This window comes from Burkholderia sp. SR8 (genome assembly GCF_052851275.1).
The window spans coordinates 59,849-80,329 of sequence record NZ_JAULUC010000016.1; the positions used below are offsets into that span (position 1 = coordinate 59,849).

20 protein-coding genes are annotated in these 20,481 nt (G+C 67.4%); 18 read left to right on the top strand and 2 right to left on the bottom strand.

What is annotated here, in order from left to right; translation table 11 throughout:
* Positions 1-2 precede the first annotated feature (2 nt).
* From Q3A80_RS20525 to Q3A80_RS20545, 5 genes are all read left to right on the top strand, one after another.
* Positions 3-326 (top strand): MoaF-related domain-containing protein, encoded by a 324-nt coding sequence (locus tag Q3A80_RS20525; protein ID WP_446330721.1) that lies wholly within the window; start codon positions 3-5, stop codon positions 324-326.
* Positions 327-341: 15 nt separating this feature from the next.
* On the top strand, positions 342-1,286 hold the full coding sequence (locus Q3A80_RS20530; RefSeq protein ID WP_446330722.1) for an LLM class oxidoreductase: 945 nt from the start codon (positions 342-344) through the stop codon (positions 1,284-1,286).
* A 151-nt stretch (positions 1,287-1,437) separates the two neighbouring features.
* The gene (gene dkgB, locus Q3A80_RS20535; RefSeq protein WP_446330723.1) at positions 1,438-2,244 is read left to right on the top strand and encodes a 2,5-didehydrogluconate reductase DkgB; all 807 of its coding nucleotides are present in this window, start codon (positions 1,438-1,440) and stop codon (positions 2,242-2,244) included.
* 73 nt (positions 2,245-2,317) lie between these two features.
* Positions 2,318-3,433 (top strand): alkene reductase, encoded by a 1,116-nt coding sequence (locus Q3A80_RS20540; protein WP_446330724.1) that lies wholly within the window; start codon positions 2,318-2,320, stop codon positions 3,431-3,433.
* Between the two features lie 22 nt (positions 3,434-3,455).
* Positions 3,456-4,427 (top strand): cyclase family protein, encoded by a 972-nt coding sequence (locus Q3A80_RS20545; RefSeq protein ID WP_446330797.1) that lies wholly within the window; start codon positions 3,456-3,458, stop codon positions 4,425-4,427.
* Here Q3A80_RS20545 and Q3A80_RS20550 read toward each other — a convergent pair.
* On the bottom strand, positions 4,405-5,085 hold the full coding sequence (locus Q3A80_RS20550) for an O-methyltransferase (protein WP_446330725.1): 681 nt from the start codon (positions 5,083-5,085) through the stop codon (positions 4,405-4,407). The two genes, Q3A80_RS20545 and Q3A80_RS20550, sit on opposite strands and share 23 nt — an antisense overlap.
* Before the next feature lie 93 nt (positions 5,086-5,178).
* Between Q3A80_RS20550 and Q3A80_RS20555 the strand changes: the two genes are divergently transcribed.
* The 6 genes from Q3A80_RS20555 (at position 5,179) to Q3A80_RS20580 (ending at position 12,111) form a co-directional block, all read left to right on the top strand.
* Positions 5,179-5,811: a TetR family transcriptional regulator gene (locus tag Q3A80_RS20555; protein ID WP_446330726.1), complete on the top strand. Its 633-nt coding sequence runs from the start codon at positions 5,179-5,181 to the stop codon at positions 5,809-5,811.
* Positions 5,812-6,350: 539 nt separating this feature from the next.
* Positions 6,351-7,739, top strand: coding sequence for an NCS2 family permease (locus Q3A80_RS20560; protein ID WP_446330727.1), 1,389 nt, complete (start codon positions 6,351-6,353; stop codon positions 7,737-7,739).
* Between the two features lie 236 nt (positions 7,740-7,975).
* Complete coding sequence (locus Q3A80_RS20565) at positions 7,976-8,581, top strand: hypothetical protein (RefSeq protein ID WP_446330728.1); 606 nt, start codon at positions 7,976-7,978, stop codon at positions 8,579-8,581.
* A 225-nt stretch (positions 8,582-8,806) separates the two neighbouring features.
* Positions 8,807-9,727, top strand: coding sequence for a LysR substrate-binding domain-containing protein (locus tag Q3A80_RS20570; protein WP_446330729.1), 921 nt, complete (start codon positions 8,807-8,809; stop codon positions 9,725-9,727).
* A 226-nt stretch (positions 9,728-9,953) separates the two neighbouring features.
* Positions 9,954-10,736: an ABC transporter substrate-binding protein gene (locus Q3A80_RS20575; protein ID WP_446330730.1), complete on the top strand. Its 783-nt coding sequence runs from the start codon at positions 9,954-9,956 to the stop codon at positions 10,734-10,736.
* A gap of 259 nt (positions 10,737-10,995) precedes the next feature.
* The gene (locus Q3A80_RS20580; RefSeq protein ID WP_446330731.1) at positions 10,996-12,111 is read left to right on the top strand and encodes a succinylglutamate desuccinylase/aspartoacylase family protein; all 1,116 of its coding nucleotides are present in this window, start codon (positions 10,996-10,998) and stop codon (positions 12,109-12,111) included.
* 216 nt (positions 12,112-12,327) lie between these two features.
* Here the strand turns inward: Q3A80_RS20580 and Q3A80_RS20585 are convergent, their stop codons facing one another.
* Positions 12,328-13,134 (bottom strand): MetQ/NlpA family ABC transporter substrate-binding protein, encoded by an 807-nt coding sequence (locus Q3A80_RS20585; protein ID WP_446330732.1) that lies wholly within the window; start codon positions 13,132-13,134, stop codon positions 12,328-12,330.
* 306 nt (positions 13,135-13,440) lie between these two features.
* Here Q3A80_RS20585 and Q3A80_RS20590 point away from each other — a divergent pair, with 306 nt between their 5' ends.
* From Q3A80_RS20590 to Q3A80_RS20620, 7 genes are all read left to right on the top strand, one after another.
* Positions 13,441-14,601 (top strand): porin, encoded by a 1,161-nt coding sequence (locus Q3A80_RS20590; RefSeq protein ID WP_446330733.1) that lies wholly within the window; start codon positions 13,441-13,443, stop codon positions 14,599-14,601.
* A gap of 221 nt (positions 14,602-14,822) precedes the next feature.
* Complete coding sequence (locus Q3A80_RS20595) at positions 14,823-15,083, top strand: DUF2866 domain-containing protein (RefSeq protein WP_059448988.1); 261 nt, start codon at positions 14,823-14,825, stop codon at positions 15,081-15,083.
* Positions 15,084-15,195: 112 nt separating this feature from the next.
* A complete protein-coding gene (locus Q3A80_RS20600) occupies positions 15,196-15,579 on the top strand; it encodes a DUF6232 family protein (RefSeq protein ID WP_446330734.1) in 384 nt (127 codons plus the stop codon).
* A gap of 71 nt (positions 15,580-15,650) precedes the next feature.
* Positions 15,651-15,878 carry a hypothetical protein gene (locus tag Q3A80_RS20605; protein WP_446330735.1) on the top strand — a complete coding sequence of 76 codons (228 nt, stop codon included), beginning with the start codon at positions 15,651-15,653 and terminating at the stop codon, positions 15,876-15,878.
* A 249-nt stretch (positions 15,879-16,127) separates the two neighbouring features.
* Positions 16,128-18,395 (top strand): TonB-dependent hemoglobin/transferrin/lactoferrin family receptor, encoded by a 2,268-nt coding sequence (locus tag Q3A80_RS20610; protein WP_446330736.1) that lies wholly within the window; start codon positions 16,128-16,130, stop codon positions 18,393-18,395.
* A gap of 70 nt (positions 18,396-18,465) precedes the next feature.
* A complete protein-coding gene (locus Q3A80_RS20615; protein ID WP_446330737.1) occupies positions 18,466-19,554 on the top strand; it encodes a hemin-degrading factor in 1,089 nt (362 codons plus the stop codon).
* Entirely contained in the window at positions 19,551-20,480 is a 930-nt protein-coding gene (locus Q3A80_RS20620) for a heme/hemin ABC transporter substrate-binding protein (RefSeq protein ID WP_446330738.1), read from the top strand. The genes Q3A80_RS20615 and Q3A80_RS20620 overlap by 4 nt, the downstream gene beginning before the upstream one ends.
* Position 20,481 lies beyond the last annotated feature (1 nt).

Below are 20,481 nucleotides of genomic sequence, written 5' to 3' on the forward strand. Positions count from 1 at the left end.
GCATGAACGCATCGACCCAACGTCCGCCGTTCGCCGGCAAGACTTTCGAAGTCCGTTACGACGGCCTTACCGCACTCAACGCCTATGACGAGGACGGCGTCCACATGCGCTACGAGATCACCGAAGGCGCGTACGCCGGCGCGAAGGGCGAAGTCGCCTATACGTGGCAGCACGTCGCCGGCGAGACCTACGCGATCTCGTGGCAGGAAGCCGATCGCGCGACCGTCGTGCATATCGACGATTTCGCCGCCGGCACGTCGCGCTCGTTCTTCACCGCGGCATCGCTCGATTTCTACCGGCTCGAAGGCAGCCTGCGCGCGGTCTGAACGGAGGCGTCCACCATGTCCACGTCACTCGACAAGCTCGCCGGCGGCGGTTTCAGCATCGGCATCGAACTGCCGATCGACAACGACTGGTCGCCGGCCGGCGACGCGAAGCGCCAGCACGACGGCCGCCGCCCCGGCGTGCCCGATATGGAGATCCACGCGGAGCTCGCGCAACTGGCCGACACCCTCGGCTTCCGCGCGCTCTGGGTGCGCGACGTGCCGGTGTACGACCCGTCGTTCGGCGACGCCGCGCAGGTGTTCGAGACGTTCTCGTATCTCGGCTATCTCGCCGGCATCACGCGCGACATCCTGCTCGGCACGGCGGCCGTCGTGCTGCCGCTGCGCGAACCGCTGCTGACGCTGAAATCGGCCGCGACGATCCAGGAGCTGAGCGGCTCGCGCCTGCTGCTCGGCGTCGCGAGCGGCGACCGGCCGGTCGAATATCCGCTGTTCGGCCGCGACTTCGCGTCGCGCGGCGCGCATTTCCGCGACCAGATCGCGCTGCTGCGCGACGGCGCGCGCGGGCACCTGCCGCCCGGCCTCGACGTGCTGCCGGCCGCGCGTTCGCCGGTGCCGCTGCTCGTCGCGGGCCTCGCGCAACAGACGCCCGCATGGATCGGCGAACACCTGGACGGCTGCCTCGCGTATCCGGGCACGCCGGCCGATCACCTGCAGCGCGTCGCGAACTGGCGCGCGGTGGCCGGCAGCAAGCCGTACGTGAGCTTCATCCATCTCGATCTCGCGGAAGATCCGCACGAACCGCTGCAGCGCCACCGCTTCGGCGCACGTGCGGGGCGCATCGCGCTCGCGGAAGAACTCGCGGCGATGCGCGACGCCGGCGTGCAGCACATCGGCCTGCACTTCCGCCGCAACCGGCGGCCGCTCGACGAGACGATGTCCGAGATCGCGTCGGACGTGCTGCCTGCGTTCCATGCGAACGCGCAGGCGCGCGTCGCGTAAGGCCGTCGAGCATTTCCGAACGGGCGAATCGCCGCCCGATATTTGATTTGAAATCAAATATTTTTGACCTCTGAAGGCGTTTATCTCATCAGTCTCGAGCGTCAGAATGACTTCCATACCGCAATCGTTCCACCTCTTTCAGGAGCACATGATGAGCAACATTCCCGCATTCGGCCTCGGTACGTTCCGCCTGCAAGGTCAGGTCGTCATCGACTCGGTCCGCAACGGCCTCGAAGTCGGCTATCGCGCGATCGACACCGCGCAGATCTACGGCAACGAAGCCGAAGTCGGCGAAGCGATCGCCGCATCGGGCGTGCGACGCGACGACCTGTTCGTCACGACGAAGGTCTGGGTCGACAACTACGCGCCGGAAAAGCTCGCCAGGAGCCTCGAGGAAAGCCTGCGCAAGTTGCGCACCGACTACGTCGACCTGACGCTGATCCACTGGCCGGCGCCGGGCAACGGCGTGTCGCTCGACGCGTTCATGACCGCGCTGGCCGACGCGAAGGCGAAGGGCCTCACGCGCCGGATCGGCATCTCGAACTTCAACATCGCACTGACGAAGGAAGCGATCGCCGCGGTCGGCAAGGACGCGATCGCGACGAACCAGATCGAGCTGAGCCCGTACCTGCAGAACCGCAAGCTGGTCGAGTTCCTGCAGAGCGAAGGCATCCACGTGACGTCGTACATGACGCTCGCGTACGGCAAGGTGCTCGGCGATCCGGTGATCGGCGCGATCGCGCAGCGCCACGACGCGACGCCGGCGCAAGTCGCGCTCGCGTGGGCACTGCAGCTCGGCTACTCGGTGATTCCGTCGTCGACCAAGCGCGAGAACCTCGCGAGCAACCTGCTCGCGCAGACGCTGCGCCTGACCGGCGAAGACATGGCGCAGATCGCCGCGCTCGAGCGCAACGGCCGCGAAGTCGACCCGGCCGGCCTCGCGCCGAAGTGGGACTGATGGAGCGCCCCGCTCTCTCCTCCGATATGACCCGCCCGCGGCCCGCCGGCCGCGGCACCGACAGGACACCATCATGACCCAGGACCCGCTGTTCCAACCGTTGCAATTCGGCGCGCTGACGCTGCCGAACCGCATCGTGATGCCGCCGATGACGCGCTCGCGCGCGAGCCAGCCCGGCGACGAAGCCAACGAACTGATGGCCGCGTATTACGCGCAGCGCGCGAGCGCGGGCCTGATCGTCAGCGAAGGCACGTACATCGCGCCGCTCGGCAAGGGCTACGCATGGACGCCCGGCATCCATACGCCGTCGCAGGTCGCCGGCTGGCGCAAGGTGACCGACGCGGTGCATGCCGCGCACGGCAGGATCTTCGCGCAGCTGTGGCACGTCGGCCGGCTCAGCCATACGAGCCTGCTCGGCGGCCAGCAGCCCGTGTCGTCGTCGCCGCTCCAGGCGAAGGGCGTGAACGTGTTCGTCGCCGGCGAAGACGGCAGCACGCCGGGCTTCGTGCAGGCATCCGAGCCGCGCGCGCTGTCGGTCGACGAGATCCGCGAGATCGTCGGTCAATACCGCGCCGCCGCCCGTCACGCGATCGAAGCCGGCTTCGACGGCGTCGAGCTGCACGGCGCGAACGGCTACCTCGTGAACCAGTTCATCGATTCGAACGCGAACACGCGCACCGACGCATACGGCGGCTCGCTGGAAAACCGTCTGCGCTTCCTGCACGAGGTCACGCACGCGCTGATCGAAGGCACCGGCGACGCGTCGCGCGTCGGCATCCGGCTCGCGCCGCTGACCACGCTGAACGGCTGCGTCGACGACGATCCGGAAACGACCTACCTGGCCGCCGCGAAGCTGCTCGGCGAACTCGGCGTCGGCTATCTGCACATCGCGGAAGCCGACTGGGACGACGCGCCGCTGATGCCGGTCGCGTTCAAGCAGCAGCTGCGTGCCGCGTTCCCGGGCGTGCTGATCTATGCCGGCGCGTACACCGCCGAGCGTGCGCGCGACGCGATCGCCGCCGGCTGGGCCGACCTCGTCGCGTTCGGCCGTCCGTTCGTCGCGAACCCCGACCTGCCCGAACGCCTGCGTACCGGCGCCGCGCTCGCGCCGCACGACCGCGACACGCTGTTCGGCGGCGGCGCCGCGGGCCTGACCGACTATCCGCCGCTCGCGCAAGCCGCGGCATGACGATCAACAGGAATCCGGAATGATGAAAGCCACGCTCGCGCGACTCGCGCTCGCCGCGATCCTGCCGTTCGCGGCGGCCCAGGCGGCCCAGGCGGCGCACGCCGCACCGGTCGCTCCCGCGGCCGACTGGTATCCGTCCGTGTACGGCGCCAATGACGAAATCGGCGCGGCCAACCTGCTGACGCCCGACGTGATCAGGCGGGCCGTCGGTCTCGTGAAGGCCGGCAAGACCTATCCGCTGGCCGTGCCGGTCGACAAGAACCTGCCCGCGTTCCGCCATCGCAGCTTCCGGCTGTACAACGTGCAGGTCGGCCAGCAGGCCGGCAAGAGCCTCGGCCCGAACAAGTTCACGTTCAACGACGAACTCGTGAACGCATGGACCGGCGTCGGCACGCAGCTGAACGGTATCGGCCACATCGGCATCGACAACGTCTATTACAACGGCAACCGCGCGGCCGATTTCGTGACCGTCGACGGCGTGAAGAAGCTCGGCGTCGAGAAGGTGCCGCCGATCGTCACGCGCGGCGTCGTGCTCGACATGACCGCCTACTACGGCAAGCCGATCGTGCCGGGCGGCACCGAATTCACCGTCGCCGACATCCGGGCCGTGCTGAAGAAGGAAGGACTGACGCTGCGCAAGGGCGACGTCGTGCTGTTCAACACCGGCTGGCTCGAACTGATCGGCAAGGACAACAAGCAGTTCCTCGAAGTCGAGCCGGGCATCGGCATGGAAGCCGCGAAGTGGCTGGCCGACCAGGGGATCGTCGCGTTCGGCGGCGACACGTGGGCGTCCGAGGTCTATCCGAATCCGCACACGAACGAAGAATTCCCGATCAATCAGTACATGCTCGCGAAGCGCGGCATCTACAACCTCGAGCTGATCGACAGCCGCGCGCTGGTGCGCGACAACGCATGGGAATTCCTGTTCGTGCTCGGCCAGCCGCTGTACGTCGGCTCCACGCAGGTCAACATCAATCCGGTCGCGATTCGCTGATCCGCATCGACAGCTCGACATCGCCGCCGAACGGCACCGACAGATAACCGTTCCGCGGCGTGCGCACGTACGCGAGGTACTCGGGGCTGTAGTCCGCGTTGTCGGCGACGACGAACGCGCCGGGCCGCAGGTGCGGCTCGACCCGCGCGAGAATCTCCGGATACAGCGCCTTCGCACCGTCGAGCAGCAGCAGGTCGACGGTGTCCGGCAGATCGGCGGCCAGCGTGCGCAGCGCATCGCCTTCGCGGATCTCGACCAGGTCGGCCAGCCCGGCCGCCGCCACGTGCGCGCGCGCCCGCGCGACCTTCGATGCTTCGAACTCGCTCGTGATCAGCCGGCCACCGCCGTTGTCGCGCAGCGCGGCCGCGAGGTGCAGCGTCGAGATGCCGAACGACGTCCCGAATTCGACGATCGAGCGCGCGCCGCAACCGCGCGCGAGCATGTACAGCAATGTGCCCGTCTCGCGCGACACCGCGAGCGGATAGTCCTTCAGGCGGGCGTAGAACTCCGCGTAATCGGTCTTGCTGCGCATCAGCCGCGCGCGCTCGTCGTGCGTCAGGTCGGCGAAATCCGGGTTCGACGCAGGCGACGATGCATCGGCTTCGTCGAACAGGCGCGCGAGCAGCGACGCGAGCGGATCGTGAATCAGGGTGGTCATGCGAATCTCCGGTGTCAGGTTGAGAGCGTCAGTGCGCCCGGCTAGAATATGACGAACCATTCAGGTTTTACTATTCGCATTGGCAGACCCGTCATGACCGACCGCCGCAACGCCCCGATCGCCTCGCGCAGACAGCCTCGGCAGGCGCGCTCGTCCCGGCTCGTCGACGATGTGCTCGAGGCCGCTATTCAGGTTTTGGCGACCGAAGGCGCGCAGCGCTTCACGATGGCGCGCGTCGCGGAGCGGGCCGGCGTGAGCGTCGGCTCGCTGTACCAGTACTTCCCGAACAAGGCGGCCGTGCTGTTCCGGCTCCAGCACGACGAATGGCAGCAGACGTGCGAGATGCTGCGCAGGATGCTGGAAGGCCCGCAAAAGACGCCGCCCGAGCGGCTGCGCACGGCCGTTCATGCGTTCATCCGGTCGGAGTGCGACGAGGCGCGGATGCGCAACGCGCTCGACGACGCCGCGCCGCTCTATCGCGATGCCCCCGAGGCGCAGGAAGCGAGGGCCGCCGGACGCCGGATCTTCAGCACGTTCATGCGGGAAGCGCTGCCCGACGTACCGGACGCCACGCGCGCGCTCGCGTGCGAACTGATCCTGACCACGCTCACGAGCGCCGGCAAGACGTTTTCGGAAACCGAACGCACGCCCGACGAGATCCACGCATACTCGAGCGCGATGGCCGACATGTTCTGCGCGTACCTCGCGCAGCTCGCGCTCGCTTGACGCGAAGCCGCGCGCGAACGCAGCATCCGCGTGGCGCCGGTATCATCCGGATGCGCGTTGTACAGGTCGGCAAATCGCGTCGCACGCGGCCGCTTCCACGCGCCCGCGCGGCTTTTCCGAAAGACATTGGTAAGTTTCGATGCATCGCCCGCCCCGTTCAGCCCCGCCGACCCGCCCGCCGATCCCGCATTCAAATAATCGCCTTAACGGATTCCAACTAGGCGTATACACGCGTTCCGCGACGACGAAGCCCCGTTGCACGCCGATATAAGCGTTGCGACATGCGCTGCATGCTCGTCCCCCAATGGGACGTGATGAGCCGTTCGCCTAACCTTCGCTACGGCAAAGCACACGTGACGGGGTCGACCGCACCACGCGTCGCACGACGCGACCTCCTCGCGCCCTTCGAAGCGCGTACGACGACACGCATCACGCGTCATGCGTCCCCACGACGTTGCCGATAACTTCAACCAGATACGAGACACCCTGACGACGGTCCGCGACGGCCCGTTTCAGCATGCTGATAAAGGAGCAAGCTCATGAGTGATACCCCGGTGCAGCCGACGGTCGGCGTCGGTGCGGAAGAAACGGCCCTCGGCACCACGGGAGTCATCGACCGGTACTTCGACATTTCGTCGCGCGGCAGCACGCAGCGCCGCGAAATCGTCGCGGGCGTGACCACCTTCCTCGCGATGGTCTATTCCGTGTTCGTCGTGCCCGGCATGTTCGGCAAGGCCGGCTTCGACACGAGCGCGGTGTTCGTCGCGGTGTGTCTCACCACCGCGTTCGGTTCGCTGCTGATGGGCCTGTGGGCGAAGCTGCCGATCGCGATCGGCTGCGCGATTTCGCTGACCGCGTTCACCGCGTTCGGCCTCGTGCTCGGCAAGGGGCTGCATCCGAGCGTCGCGCTCGGTGCCGTGTTCCTGATGGGCCTCGTGTTCACCGGCATCTCGGTCACCGGCGTGCGTTCGTGGATCCTGCGCAACCTGCCCGCGGGCGTCGCGCACGGCACCGGGATCGGCATCGGCCTGTTCCTGCTGCTGATCGCGTCGAACGACGTCGGCCTCGTGATCAAGAACCCTGGCGCCGGCCTGCCGGTCTCGCTCGGCCAGATCACCGCGTTCCCGGTCATCATGTCGGTCATCGGCCTCGCCGCGATCTTCGGGCTCGAAAAGCGTCGGGTGCCGGGCGGCATCCTGCTCGTCGTGGTCGCGATCTCGCTGATCGGCCTCGCGTTCGATCCCGCGGTGAAGTACCGCGGCGTGTTCGCGCTGCCGTCGCTGAGCGCGCCGGGCCATGCGTCGCTGATCGGCGCGATGGACATCAAGGGCGCGCTGTCGATGGCCGTGCTGCCGAGCGTGCTCGCGCTCGTGATGACCGCCGTGTTCGACGCGACCGGCACGATCCGCGCGGTCGCGGGCCAGGCCGGCCAGCTCGACGAGAACGGCCGCATCATCAACGGCGGCCGCGCGCTGACCGCCGATTCGGTCAGCTCGATCTTCTCCGGCTTCCTCGGCGGCGCGCCGGCGGCGGCCTACATCGAGTCGAGCGTCGGCGTGGCCGCCGGCGCGAAGACTGGGCTCGCGGCCGCGGTGGTCGGCCTGCTGTTCCTGGTCGTGATGTTCTTCTCGCCGCTCGCGGGCCTCGTGCCGTCGTATGCCACCGCGCCCGCGCTGATGTACGTCGGCCTGCTGATGCTCGGCAGCGTGAGCAAGCTGCACATGGACGACATGGTCGACGCGATGTCGGGCCTCGTGTGCGCGGTGTTCATCGTGCTGACCGCGAACATCGTGACGGGCATCATGCTCGGCTTCTCGACGCTCGTGATCGGCCGCATCGCCAGCGGCGAATTCCGCAAGCTCAACGTCGGCACCGTGCTCATCGCAGCCGTGCTCGTCACGTTCTATCTCGGCGGCTGGGCGATCTGATCGCCGAGCATGCGCGACGCCGCTCGCGCACAGGACGGCGCGCATCGGGACGATACCGTCTCCTCCACCATCGTCATTGATGGCCTCCAGGCCTGGGAACGCATGTTTCCAGGCCTTTTTTGCCGGCGCGGGACGCGGTGCCGCGGTGCTGTCCGGCCAAGGCCGAGGTCGTGCGCCGGGTCGCATCACGAATGCCCGCGCGGTGCTACGATCGCGCTTTGTTCTGCGGAACCGCCATGAATCCGTTCGGCAATCCGTTCGGCATCGTCGCCGAATCCGACACGCGGACCGCGGCGCGCAAACCGCCGTTCATCCCGTCGTTCGGCTTCGTCGAAGTTCACGAATCGCGGCCGATCGACGCGCCGCCTTCGCGCATCATCGACGCGGTGGCCGCGCTCGACATGCGCGCCGATCCGGTGATCGACGCGCTGCTCGCCGTGCGCGAATTCCCGGCGGCGGTCGCCCGCGCGCTGGGCAACCGGCCCGCCGAAGCCGCATCCGCGCGCTTCGGCTTCGATGCGTTCACGCTGCTGCATCGCGACGACACGTCGCTGTCGCTGGGACTCGTCGGCCGCTTCTGGCGCCCGGCGCCCGACGTGCGGGCGATCGCCGACGCCGCAGCCTTCGTCCGCCACGACGATCCCGACGACGCGAAGCTCGTGCTGCGGTTCGAGGTGATCGGTTTGCCGTCCGGCTCGCGCCTGCTGCGCACGGAAACCTTCGTCCACTGTCCGAGCACGCGCACACGGATGCTGTTCCTGCCTTACTGGCTCGCGATCCGGCTCGGCAGCGGCTGGATCCGGCGCCGCACGCTCGCGGCCGTCGAACTGGCGCTCTGCTGATACGCCGGCTCACCCCGCCCCGGCTCGCCACACATCGCATCGCGACGGGGGCACCCGCGCGCGTGCTCGGTCATCTGCCATCCTGACGGCTTGCCGCGCGAAGCCGCGAAAGCACGGTGCGCTCGCCGCAGCGATTTTTGTTCCGCCCGGCGCGCGACGCCGCGGCGCGCTACCCTGTCGGTCTTCGCGGCGGCGCCCCGCCCGCCGCGAGATCCGAACCGACCGATGACCCGCATCCGCAACCACCTGAACATCGCGCAGCTCCAGGCGTTCGTCTCCGCCGCGCATCACAAGAGCCTGCGCGCCGCCGCACGCGAGCTCGGCGTCACGCAGCCCGCGATCACGCACACGATCCGCGAACTCGAAACGGCGCTGAACGCCGAGCTGCTCGCGCGCAGCGTGCGCGGCGTCGAGCTGACCGCGTGCGGCCATGCGCTGCTGCCGCGCGCGGAGCAGCTGCTCGGCGACATGCGCCGCACCGTCGAGGCGGTCGAGCAGGTGAAAGGGGAAATGTCGGGGCGCGTCGCGGTCGGCACGATGCCGTCGATCGCACTGACCGCGCTGCCGCACGCGGTCACCGCGTTCCGCCGGTCGATGCCGAACGTCAGCCTGCATCTCGAGGAAGTGACGGTGCCCGACGCGCTCGCGCAATTGCGCAACGGCACGCTCGACATCGCTGCGATGCACCATGTGCCCGCGCTCGATCGCGATTTCACGCAGGTGCCGCTGCTGTCGACCGAATTCACGATCGTGATGCGCGAAGGCCATCCGCTCGCGCACGCACGCCGGTTAGAGGACTTGCTCGACGCGGAGTGGATCGTGACGGTCGGTGCCGAACAGTTTCCGCACAGCGTGATGATCGCGATGTTCGAAGGGCGCGGGCTGCCGCTGCCCAAGCGGTTGCTGCGCTCGCCGATGTCGTTCGCGGTGACGCTCGGGCTCGTCGCGCGCTCCGACGTGATCGGCTGCTTCACGCGCCCGCTGGCCGCGATGGTGGCGCCGCTCGGCATCCGCACGGCCGAACTCGACGAAAGCATGCCGCGCTTCGACCTGTCGATCATCGCGCGCCGCGATCTGCTGCCGACGCCCGCCGTCTCGCAATTCGTCACGTGCCTGCAGCGCGCGGTCAACGAAACGCTGGGTTGAATCGTTCCTTGGTCTGAAACGGTCGCGCGGCGCATGCGCGGCCGTCCGGTCCGGTATCGGGGCATGTCCTAGGCGCCCTGCCGGTATTTTGTCTTGATAATCTTGCGCACGTCGCGCGCCCGCATCGGGCAGGCGAAACGGACTGTCCGGCGCGAAACCGCACCGGACCGAAGGCTTACGGCGCGGCACAACCGCGCACCCATCGAACAAAACGAGGAGTCACCGAGTGAAAAAGATTCTTGCGGCTGTGACCGTAGCCCTGCTCGCCGTATCGGCCGGCACTGCCTACGCGAAGGACTGGACGACCGTACGCTTCGGCGTCGACGCAAGCTACCCGCCTTTCGAGTCGAAAGGGGCTGACGGCAAGGTGGTCGGCTTCGACGTCGATCTCGGCAACGAAATCTGCCGCCGCATCAACGCGAAGTGCGTATGGATCGAGAACGACTTCGACGGGATGATTCCGGCACTGAAGGCTCGCAAGTTCGACGGCGTGCTGTCGTCGATGTCGATGACGCCGGCGCGCCAGGAACAGATCGCGTTCTCGTCGAAGCTGTTCAACACGCCGACGCGTCTCGTCACGAAGAAGGGTGCCGGCCTGATGCCGACGGCCGAATCGCTGAAGGGCAAGTCGATCGGCGTCGAGCAAGGCACGATCCAGGAAACCTATGCGAAGACGTACTGGGCGCCGAAGGGCGTCACGGTCGTGCCTTACCAGAACCAGGACCAGGTCTACGCCGACCTGATCTCGGGCCGTCTGGACGGCGCGCTGCAGGACGCGGTGCAAGCTGAAATCGGCTTCCTGAAGACGCCGCGCGGCGCGAACTTCGATTTCGCCGGCAAGGATCTCGACGATCCGAAGACGCTCGGCGAAGGCGCCGGCATCGGTCTGCGCAAGGAAGACACCGACCTGAAGGCGAAGATCGACGGCGCGATCGCCGGCATGCGCAAGGACGGCACGTACCAGAAGATCGCGAAGAAGTACTTCGATTTCGACGTGTACGGCAAGTAATGCCGCGTAAAAGCGCGCTTCTCGTCCGCGCTGACGGGCTCCGCAAGGAGCCCGTTTTTTTTGCGCGCACGCGGCGACAGGCCGCGCGCAGCGCGTGCGCAACGGGCTGCTGCCGCGCTATTTTTTACGCGTCAACCCGATGATTCGAAAAGGAAAACGACGTGCCGGGGAACCGGTTTGATAGGTTCGCGGAAGGCAACGTACAATCGATCTTCCACGCATACCGGATCATTCGCGGCTGCGCCGCCCTCCCCTCATCATGCAAACGCAGACCCATCCGCTGATTTCCCCCGCCGTCGGCACCGAGCGCCAGATCACGAGCTTCCACTACGGCCCGCGCGGCGGCAAGAAGGTCTACATCCAGTCGTCGCTGCATGCGGACGAACTGCCCGGCATGCTGGTCGCCGCGCTGCTGCGCCGCAAGATCGCCGCGCTCGAGACGGCCGGCAAGCTGCGCGGCGAAGTGGTCATCGTGCCGGTGCCGAACCCGATCGGCCTGTCGCAGCACGTGTTCGGCGATCATCTCGGCCGCTTCGAGCTCGGCTCGATGCAGAACTTCAACCGCAATTTCTACGATCTCGCGGCGCTCGTGCTGCCGCGCATCGAAGGCCGCCTGACGAGCGACGCGCAGCGCAACCTCGCCGCGGTACGCGCCGCGATGCGCGAGGCGCTCGACGAGCAGAAACCGCGCACCGAACTCGAATCGCAGCGCCTCGCGCTGCAGAAGCTGTCGTTCGACGCGGACATCGTGCTCGACCTGCATTGCGACAGCGACGCGGTGATGCACCTGTACACGAACCCCGACCTGTGGGAGGACGTCGAGCCGCTGTCGCGCTACCTCGATGCGCAGGCGTCGCTGCTCGCGCTGAATTCGGTCGGCAATCCGTTCGACGAGATCCACAGCTTCTGCTGGTCGGATCTGCGCAGCCGCTTCGGCGATCGTTTCCCGATTCCGAACGGTGCGATTTCGGTCACGATCGAACTGCGCAGCGAGCGCGACGTATCGTACGAACTCGCGGAAAAGGATTCGCAGGCGATCGTCGAATACCTGACCGAGCGCGGCGTGATCGACGGCACGCCCGCGCCGCTGCCGCCGCTCGCGCATCCGGCCACGCCGCTCGCCGGCACCGATCCGCTCGTCGCGCCGGTTTCCGGCGTGATCGTGTTCCGCACGCCGGTCGGCGCGTGGATCGAGGCCGGCCAGGAAGTGGCCGACATCGTCGATCCGCTGAGCGATCGCGTGATCACGCTGAAGAGCAGCGTGTCGGGCGTGCTGTACGCGCGCCAGATCGTGCGCTTCGCGACGGCCGGGATGGAAGTCGCGCGCATCGCCGGCGCGACGCCGATCCGCACGGGGTCGCTGCTGTCGGCCTGAGTGCGGTTGGCCTGGGCGCTGTTGGCCTGAATGCGCAGGGCGGCCCCGGCCGCCGGCCCCCGCGCGCGGCATCACCGCGCGCACCAATGAAATCGCCCGCTTGCGCGGGCGATTTGCTTTTCGGCCGGGCGGGATTCCCTGCGGCACTGCGGCTTGCGGCTTGCGGATCGCGGCTCACGGCTTGCGGCTCGCAGCTCGCGCGTCGGCTATCGTCGCTCAGAACGCCGGCACGATCGCGCCGCCGAACTTCTGTTCGATGAACTTGCGTACGTCGTCCGATTCATAGGCCGCGACGAGCTTCTTCACCCACGGCTTGTCCTTGTCCTGCGCGCGCACCGCGATCAGGTTCGCGTACGGCCCGCGCAGGTCCTCGATCGCGATCGCGTCCTTCACCGGCGTGAGCCCGGCCTTCACCGCGTAGTCGGTGTTGATCGACGCGGCGTCGAGATCGGGCAGCGCGCGCGGCAATTGCGCAGCGTCGAGCTCGACGATCCTGATCTTCTTCGGATTCTCGGCGACGTCGAGCGGCGTCGCGTTCACGCCGTTCGTGCCGGCGCCCGCCTTCAGCTTGATCACGCCGTATTTCTGCAGCAACAGCAGCGCGCGGTTGCCGTTCGACGGATCGTTCTGGATGCCGACCTTCGCGCCCGTCGGCAAGTCCTTCAGCGACTTGAGCTTCTTCGAATAGAAGCCCATCGGCGCCGTATACGTGAGCCCGACGTTGACGATCCTGTAGCCGCGCTGCTTGATCTGGCTGTCGAGAAACGGCTGGTGCTGGAAACCGTTCGCGTCGAGGTCGCCCGCGTCGAGCGCCGCGTTCGGCTGCACGTAGTCGTTGAATTCGATGACCTTGATCGCGAGGCCCTCGCGTGCGGCGACTTTCGTCACCTCGGTCCAGATCTGCGCGTCCGGGCCGCTCATCGTGCCGATCTTCAGCGTCTGCGAATCGGCGTGCGCGCCGGGCGCGGCAAAGGCCAGCGCCGCGGCAAGCGCGCCGAGGCCGGTCAGGATCGAACGTCGCATGGTGTCCTCTTGTCCCGTGTCGTTGTTGAAGCGCGCATCGTGACACGGGGCCGGAACGGCACCAACCAAGCTTATTTCATGTGCATATTCCTGATCCCGATCGAATCTCAGGCGGAATCGGTATAACTCCCTGCTGTACAACCGGGCAAAATCCAGTGTCGCATCGGCACCACAGATTCGTCATATGACAAGGCTGTCACATTCATTACGTGGCTCGCCGATAAAGTTGCGACCGGTCCGTGAAAGCGCCCATAGAGAGCGCCGGAACCGCAACTGGACACGCCATTTATTCGCTCGGAGAATCCTTTGAACAAGAAACTGTTGACCATCGCCATCCTCGCAGCAACGGCCGGCACGGCGCACGCACAAAGCAGCGTCACCCTGTACGGCGTGATCGACGCCGGTATCAGCTACGTGAACCACAGCAAGACCGCGAACGGCGGCAGCGGCAAGCTGTTCAAGTACGACGACGGCGTAGCGCAGGGCAGCCGTTGGGGCCTGCGCGGCACCGAAGACCTCGGTGGCGGCCTGAAGGCGATCTTCGTGCTCGAAAACGGCTTCAACAGCGGTAACGGCACGATCGGCCAGGGCGGCGCGATCTTCGGCCGCCAGGCTTATGTCGGCCTGAGCCAGGCGCAATACGGCACGGTCACGTTCGGCCGCCAGTACTCGTTCTCGACCGACATCCTCGGCTCGAACTACTCGACGGGCGGCAACACGGTCGCGGGTAACTACGCTTACCACGTGAACGACATCGACCAGCTGACGTCGAGCCGCATCAACAACGCGGTGAAGTTCCAGAGCGCGAACTACGCCGGCTTCACGTTCGGCGCGTTGTACGGCTTCTCGAACTCGACCGACTTCGCCGGCGCACCGGCGACGACGACGGGCACCACGACGACGGCCGGTTCGTCGCGTGCATACAGCTTCGGCCTGAACTACGCGAACGGCCCGTTCGCCCTCGGCGCCGCATACACGGACATCCGCTTCCCGAGCCAGTCGACGCCGGCATTCTCGACGTCGATTGCGAACATCGCGCTGACGAACATCCGCGACCTGCGCACGTACGGCGTCGGCGGCCGCTACATCTTCGGGCCGGCAACCGCATGGCTGCTGTGGACGCGCACGCAGTTCACCCCGATCGCGGCAGGCGCATCGGGCACGTTCTACAACGCGTACGAAGCAGGCGTGAAGTACGCGATCACGCCGGCGCTGTCGGCAGCAGCGGGCTACACGTACACGAACGCGACGCAAAGCGGCAGCTCGGCGCACTGGAACCAGGGCAACCTTGGCCTCGACTACGCACTGAGCAAGCGTACGGACGTGTACGGCCTGGTCGTCTACCAGAAGGCATCGGGCAACAACGTGCAGGCGCAGATCGGTTCGAGCACGAGCTACTTCAACACGTCGGGCAACGGTTCGTCGAACCAGCTGGCCGCTCGTGTCGGTATCCGTCACAAGTTCTAAAGCATCCGCTTAACTGTCCGCGTCTCACGCGGATCAGGACGGCAACCAGCGCCCCGCTCCACGCGGGGCGCTTTTTTATAGGCTTTTAAGTTTCGCTTAATTCTGGGCTGAGACGATGCTCTCACCCCCCCTGTTGGCCGCCTGAGCATCGGCGGCTTTTTTTTTGAGACCCACTACGGCACCGCCATCAAACTGCCCACAAGACAGGATCGGAGGCCAAGATGATCGAAGATACCGTTTTCAGCCATCTGCACGCGATTCTGACGCGCCAGCATTCGCTTCCCGTCCAGAGCTGCCGCGTGTCGGTGGAAATGCAGCGCCCGTGGGGCCGCCCGTACCGGCTCGTCGAATGGACGATGCATCTCGACGCCCCCGCGCGGCGCCAGATCGTGCCGGCCGAATCGACCGACGAGGAAATCGCCGAAGTCGTCGCCTCGCACGTGCCGGGCCGCCTGTACGGCGACGGCCGGCTGCAGTTCTGACTCCCCTCTTTCCTGCGCCGCGCCCGGCCCGCGCGCATCGTGCGGCACTCGGTCTCGTTTGACGCGGCAACGAAGTCTGCTACGCTGCGCGTTTTCGTCCACGCACCACACGATGGAAAACGCATTCAACGAGCGCGGCGTGACGGTCACGCGCAACGGCCTGTCGGCCGCCGGGCAAGTGTTCCCGCTGCGTGACATCCGCGACGTCGACGTCGTCAAGATCCCGAAGAATCGTCTCGTGCCGTCGCTGATCTCGCTGATCGGCGTGGCTACCGCCGTCGCCGGCGGCATCGGCGCATCGAGCGCCGCGCTGGTCGTCGGCGTGATGCTCGCCGTCGTCGGCTATCTCGCATGGACCACGCAGGACGTCACGTACCGGCTGATGGTCGAGCTGCCCGACGGCAAGCGCGAAGCGCTGTCGAGCGTCGACGCCGAGTTCGTCGAACGCGTCGCGCAGGTCGTGCGCGACGCCCGCACCGCGACCGCCGCCGGCTGATTTCCGCTCGGCGCGCCAACCACCTACCATGAAACGAGCGGCCCGCCGCCGCATCGTTCGAGGAGGTCGGCATGAACGCCCAATTGCTGTCAGGCATGCTGCGCGCGCAGGAACTGCTGCTCGTCTCGATGATCCGCACGCTGCCGCCCGACGCGCGGCGCGCGCTGGTCGACCTCTACGCGGAACAGCTCGCGTTCGCCGAGGAGGCCGGCTTCGAAGGCCACGGCGATCGCGCGACGCACGACGCGTTCATCGCGCATGCACGCAATCTGCTGATTCGCATCGAATCGCTGGCCTGACGGCCGCCGTTCTCCGCGATGTCCTTCCCGCGCGGATCGCCCGATCCGCGCCGACGGCGCGCGTCCGCAATGCCGCCTTTCGTTCTTGTATTGATAATGATTCTCATTTAGACTGGTAAAGTTATCGGTTACCTTTCAATTTGCCGTTCGAATTTGCCGTTCGCCGCGTGTCGCGCGCGAACGGGCCAGCCAGGTGAACGCGTCACCCAGCCAGCCTTCGGGCTAGTCATCGTCAATGGGAGACCACCTGTGCATTGCTATCCGCTGGCGCGGCGGCCGATCTGCGCCGCGCTGTTCGGCGCGTTCGGCCTGTCCGCCGCCCCGGCTCACGCCGATTCGTCGCCGCAAGGCGCCAACCCGCCTTCCACCGTCGTCGTTGCCGCGTCCACGCGCGGCGACGCGGCGCTGCTCGATCCCGTCACCATCACGGCCACCCGCACCGCCACCGCGGCCAGCCGGACGGCCGCGTCGGTGTCGGTGATCACCGACGACGATCTCGACGAACAGCAGGCCGCCAACATCAAGGAGGCGCTGCGCTACGAGCCGGGCGTCACGGTGCGCCGCACTGCGTACCGGCCGGGCAGCGCCGCGCTCGGCGGCGGCCGCGACGGCGATTCGAGCATCAACATCCGCGGGCTCGAGGGCAATCGCGTGCTCTTGATGGAAGACGGGATCCGCCTGCCGAACGCGTTCTCGTTCGGGCCGCTCGAAGCCGGCCGCGGCGACTACGCGGATCTCGACACGCTCGAGCGCATCGAGATCCTGCGCGGCCCGGCATCGGCGCTATACGGCAGCGACGGGCTGACCGGCGCGGTGAACTTCATCACGAAGGATCCGCGCGATTTGCTGTCGATCTACGGCAAGCCCGCGTACTTCGCGTTCCGGCCGAGCTACGATTCGGCCGATCGCAGCGTGGGCGCGACGGTGTCGGCCGCCGGCGGCAACGATCGCGTGCAGGCGATGATCATCGCGGACGGCCGCCGCGGCCACGAGGTCGACACGCGCGGCAGCAACAACTCGGCGAGCACGCGGCGCACGACGTCGAACCCGCAGGACGTCTATTCGGAATCGCTGCTCGGCAAGCTCGTGCTGACGCCCACCGCGCGCGACACGATCAGGTTCACCGCGGAAACCGTGCAACGCCGCGTGAGCACCGACGTGCTGTCGGCGATCAACCGGCCGGCCACGCTCGGCCTCACGACGTACGACCGGCTCGAACGCAATCGCTTCAGCGTCGACTACGACTTCCGCGACGATGCGTTCCGCTGGTTCCAGAACGCGCACGTGCAGCTCTACTACCAGGACGCGAAGCAGGACCAGTACGCGTTCGAGACGCGCGGCACGCAACCTTCGCGCTCGCGCGACAACCAGTACAAGGAACGCACGTTCGGCGGCTCGGCGTTCGCCGAAAGCGGCTTCTCGACCGGCCCGCTTGCGCACAAGCTGCTATACGGCGTCGACGGCAGCCTGTCGCGCGTGACGAACCTGCGCGACGGCACGGTGCCGGGCGTCGGCGAGGCATTCCCGAACAAGGCGTTTCCCGATACCGACTACACGCTGTTCGGCGCGTTCGTGCAGGACCAGATCGGCTATGGCCGGCTGCTCGTCACGCCGGGGCTGCGCTTCGACACGTACCGGCTGAGCCCGACCGAACACGATCCGCTGTTCACCGGCAAGGCCGTGTCGACGAGCGCCAACGAAGTGTCGCCGCGCGTTGCGGTGCTGTACGAGATCACGCCCGCGCTGATTCCGTACGTGCAGTACGCGCACGGCTTCCGCGCGCCCACGCCCGATCAGGTCAACAGCAGCTTCTCGAATCCGGTGTACGGCTACACGTCGATCGGCAATCCGAACCTGAAGCCGGAAACCAGCGACACGTTCGAAGCGGGCCTGCGCGGCAAGGCCGGCACCGGCTACGGCGTCGTGCGCTACAGCGCGGGCGCGTTCGCCGGCCGCTACCGCAACTTCATCTCGCGCACGACGATCGCGGGCAGCGGCCGCCCGGCCGACCCGTTCGTCTTCCAGTACGTGAACTTCGCCGATGCGCGCATCCACGGGGTCGAAGGCCGCGCCGAATGGGTGATGCCGAACGGCATCACGCTGAAGACGGCGATGGCGTTCACCAAAGGCTCGACGCAGAACGACGGCGCCGCGAGCCAGCCGCTGAACACGGTCAACCCGTTCTCGGCGGTGTTCGGCGTGCGTTACGAGCCGGGCGAACGCTGGTTCGTGCAGACCGACCTGCTGTTCCAGGCCGGCAAACGCGACAACGACATCGACAAGTCCGACTGCTCGAACAACGCATGCTTCGCGCCGCCGTCGTCGTTCGTCGTCGACCTGCGCGGCGGCTACCGCTTCAACAAGCACGTGAGCGCGACGATCGGCATCCGCAACCTGTTCGATCGCAAGTACTGGAACTGGTCGGACGTGCGCGGAATCGCGGCCGATTCGCAGGTGCTCGACGCGTACACGTCGCCCGGCCGCACCGTCGCCGTCAGCATGAAGGTGGATTTCTGATGTGCGTTCCGATGTTCCGATGCGCGCCATCGCGCGTTCCTGTCCCAACCGTTACCCGAAGGAGTCCGACATGATGCATTCCGCCCTGCCCGGTCAGCCGGCCACGCCGGCCCGCGCCACCGCATTGCGCGACGCGTTCGTCAAGCTCAAGGCCGAGCGCCAGTTGCGCAACCGCGACGTCGCGCAGGCGCTCGGCGTCAGCGAAGGCGAAGCACTGGCCGCGTTCGTCGGCGAGCACGTGGTGCGGCTCGACGCACGCTTTCCGGCGATGTTCGAGGAAATGCCGCGTCTCGGCCGCGTAATGGCGCTCACGCGCAACGATGCGGCCGTCCACGAGAAGGACGGCGAATACGCGCAGATGAGCCACGACGGCCCGGTCGGCCTCGCGCTCGGCGACATCGACTTGCGCATCTTCTATCGTCACTGGGTGTCCGCGTTCGCGGTACGCGACGAGACCGCGCACGGTCCGCTGAAGAGCCTGCAGTTCTTCGACGCGCAAGGTCATGCGATCCACAAGATCTACCTGCGCGCGCACAGCGACCACGCCGCGTACGACGCGTTCGTCGAACGCTGGCGCGCAGCGTCGCAGGAGCCGGGCCTCGACGTCGTGCCCGCCGCAGCGAAGACGCCCGAGCGCGCGGACTCGGAGATCGACGTCACGGGTTTTCGCGCCGCGTGGGATGCGATGACCGACACGCACCAGTTCTTCGGCATCACGCAGCGCTTCGGCGTAAGCCGAATGCAGGCGCTGCGCCTTGCCGAGCCGCACTACGCGTATCCGGTCGAAGCGACGCGCGCGCTGCGTCACGTGCTCGAGCAGGCCGCGCGCAGCGGTCAGCCGATCATGGTGTTCGTCGGCAATGCGGGGATGATCCAGATCCACACCGGCCCCGTCGCGAACGTGCGCGAAGTCGGCGCGTGGATCAACGTGCTCGACCCCGGCTTCAACCTGCACGCGCGCGAAGACCTGATTGCCGCCGCATGGGTCGTGAAGAAGCCGACGAGCGACGGGATCGTCACGTCGCTCGAACTGTTCGACCGGCAGGGCGACCACGTCGCGCTGCTGTTCGGCGAGCGCAAGCCGGGCAAGGCCGAACGCGACGACTGGCGCGCGCTCGTCGCGACGCTGCCGTGCGCGGCGCGCGGAGACGCGCGGTGAGCGCGCGATCGTTCGTGCCGCGACGTCGGGTCGTGCTGGCGAGCGCCGTTGCCTGTGCGCTCGCGGGCGCGTTGTCGGGGCGCGTGCTCGCGCAGGCCGCTCGAGCTGCTGTGGCCGGACAGAAGCGCGTCGTCGTGATCGGCGGTGCGCTCGCGGAAACCGCGTTCGCACTCGGCGGCGCCGACGCGCGCGGCTACCGGCTCGTCGGCACCGACACGACCTGCACGTATCCGGACGCGGCGAAGCGCCTGCCGAAGGTCGGCTATCAGCGTGCGCTGTCGGCCGAGGGTCTGTTGTCGCTGCGGCCGGACCTCGTGCTTGCATCGGCCGAAGCCGGCCCGCCTGCCGCGATTGCGCAGGTGAAAAATGCGGGCGTCGCCGTGACCACGTTCGACGAACGCCACGACGTCGATTCGGTGCGCGCGAAGATCACCGGCGTCGCGCAGGCGCTCGACGCGCGTGATGCGGGCGCCGCGCTGCTGCAACGCTTCGATCGAGACTGGCAGGCCGCGCGCGATGCGGTCGCCGCACGCGTGCCAGGCGGCGGCGCGCAGCCGCCGCGCGTGCTGTTCGTGCTCAACCATACCGGCAACCAGGCGCTCGTCGCCGGCCAGCGCACGGCTGCCGACGCGATGATCCGTTACGTCGGCGCGCGCAATGCGATGCAGGGCTTCGATCACTACAAGCCGCTGACGACCGAAGCGCTCGCCGCCGCCGCGCCCGACGTCGTGCTGATCTCCGATGAAGGGCTCGCGGCCGTCGGCGGCCGGGACGCGCTGCTCGCCGCGCCCGGCTTCGGCGCGACGCCGGCCGGCCGCGCGCAGCGCGTCGTGTCGCTCGATGCGCTGTTCCTGCTCGGCTTCGGCCCGCGCCTGCCGCTCGCCGTCACGACCCTGCACCGACGCCTGTCGGATGCGCTCGCCTGAT

Coding starts and splice junctions, on each gene's coding strand:
- Q3A80_RS20525 (WP_446330721.1), top strand. CDS start 3: ATGAACGCATCGACCCAACGTCCGCCGTTCGCCGGCAAGACTTTCGAA.
- Q3A80_RS20530 (WP_446330722.1), top strand. CDS start 342: ATGTCCACGTCACTCGACAAGCTCGCCGGCGGCGGTTTCAGCATCGGC.
- dkgB (WP_446330723.1), top strand. CDS start 1,438: ATGAGCAACATTCCCGCATTCGGCCTCGGTACGTTCCGCCTGCAAGGT.
- Q3A80_RS20540 (WP_446330724.1), top strand. CDS start 2,318: ATGACCCAGGACCCGCTGTTCCAACCGTTGCAATTCGGCGCGCTGACG.
- Q3A80_RS20545 (WP_446330797.1), top strand. CDS start 3,456: ATGAAAGCCACGCTCGCGCGACTCGCGCTCGCCGCGATCCTGCCGTTC.
- Q3A80_RS20550 (WP_446330725.1), bottom strand. CDS start 5,085: ATGACCACCCTGATTCACGATCCGCTCGCGTCGCTGCTCGCGCGCCTG.
- Q3A80_RS20555 (WP_446330726.1), top strand. CDS start 5,179: ATGACCGACCGCCGCAACGCCCCGATCGCCTCGCGCAGACAGCCTCGG.
- Q3A80_RS20560 (WP_446330727.1), top strand. CDS start 6,351: ATGAGTGATACCCCGGTGCAGCCGACGGTCGGCGTCGGTGCGGAAGAA.
- Q3A80_RS20565 (WP_446330728.1), top strand. CDS start 7,976: ATGAATCCGTTCGGCAATCCGTTCGGCATCGTCGCCGAATCCGACACG.
- Q3A80_RS20570 (WP_446330729.1), top strand. CDS start 8,807: ATGACCCGCATCCGCAACCACCTGAACATCGCGCAGCTCCAGGCGTTC.
- Q3A80_RS20580 (WP_446330731.1), top strand. CDS start 10,996: ATGCAAACGCAGACCCATCCGCTGATTTCCCCCGCCGTCGGCACCGAG.
- Q3A80_RS20585 (WP_446330732.1), bottom strand. CDS start 13,134: ATGCGACGTTCGATCCTGACCGGCCTCGGCGCGCTTGCCGCGGCGCTG.
- Q3A80_RS20595 (WP_059448988.1), top strand. CDS start 14,823: ATGATCGAAGATACCGTTTTCAGCCATCTGCACGCGATTCTGACGCGC.
- Q3A80_RS20600 (WP_446330734.1), top strand. CDS start 15,196: ATGGAAAACGCATTCAACGAGCGCGGCGTGACGGTCACGCGCAACGGC.
- Q3A80_RS20605 (WP_446330735.1), top strand. CDS start 15,651: ATGAACGCCCAATTGCTGTCAGGCATGCTGCGCGCGCAGGAACTGCTG.
- Q3A80_RS20615 (WP_446330737.1), top strand. CDS start 18,466: ATGATGCATTCCGCCCTGCCCGGTCAGCCGGCCACGCCGGCCCGCGCC.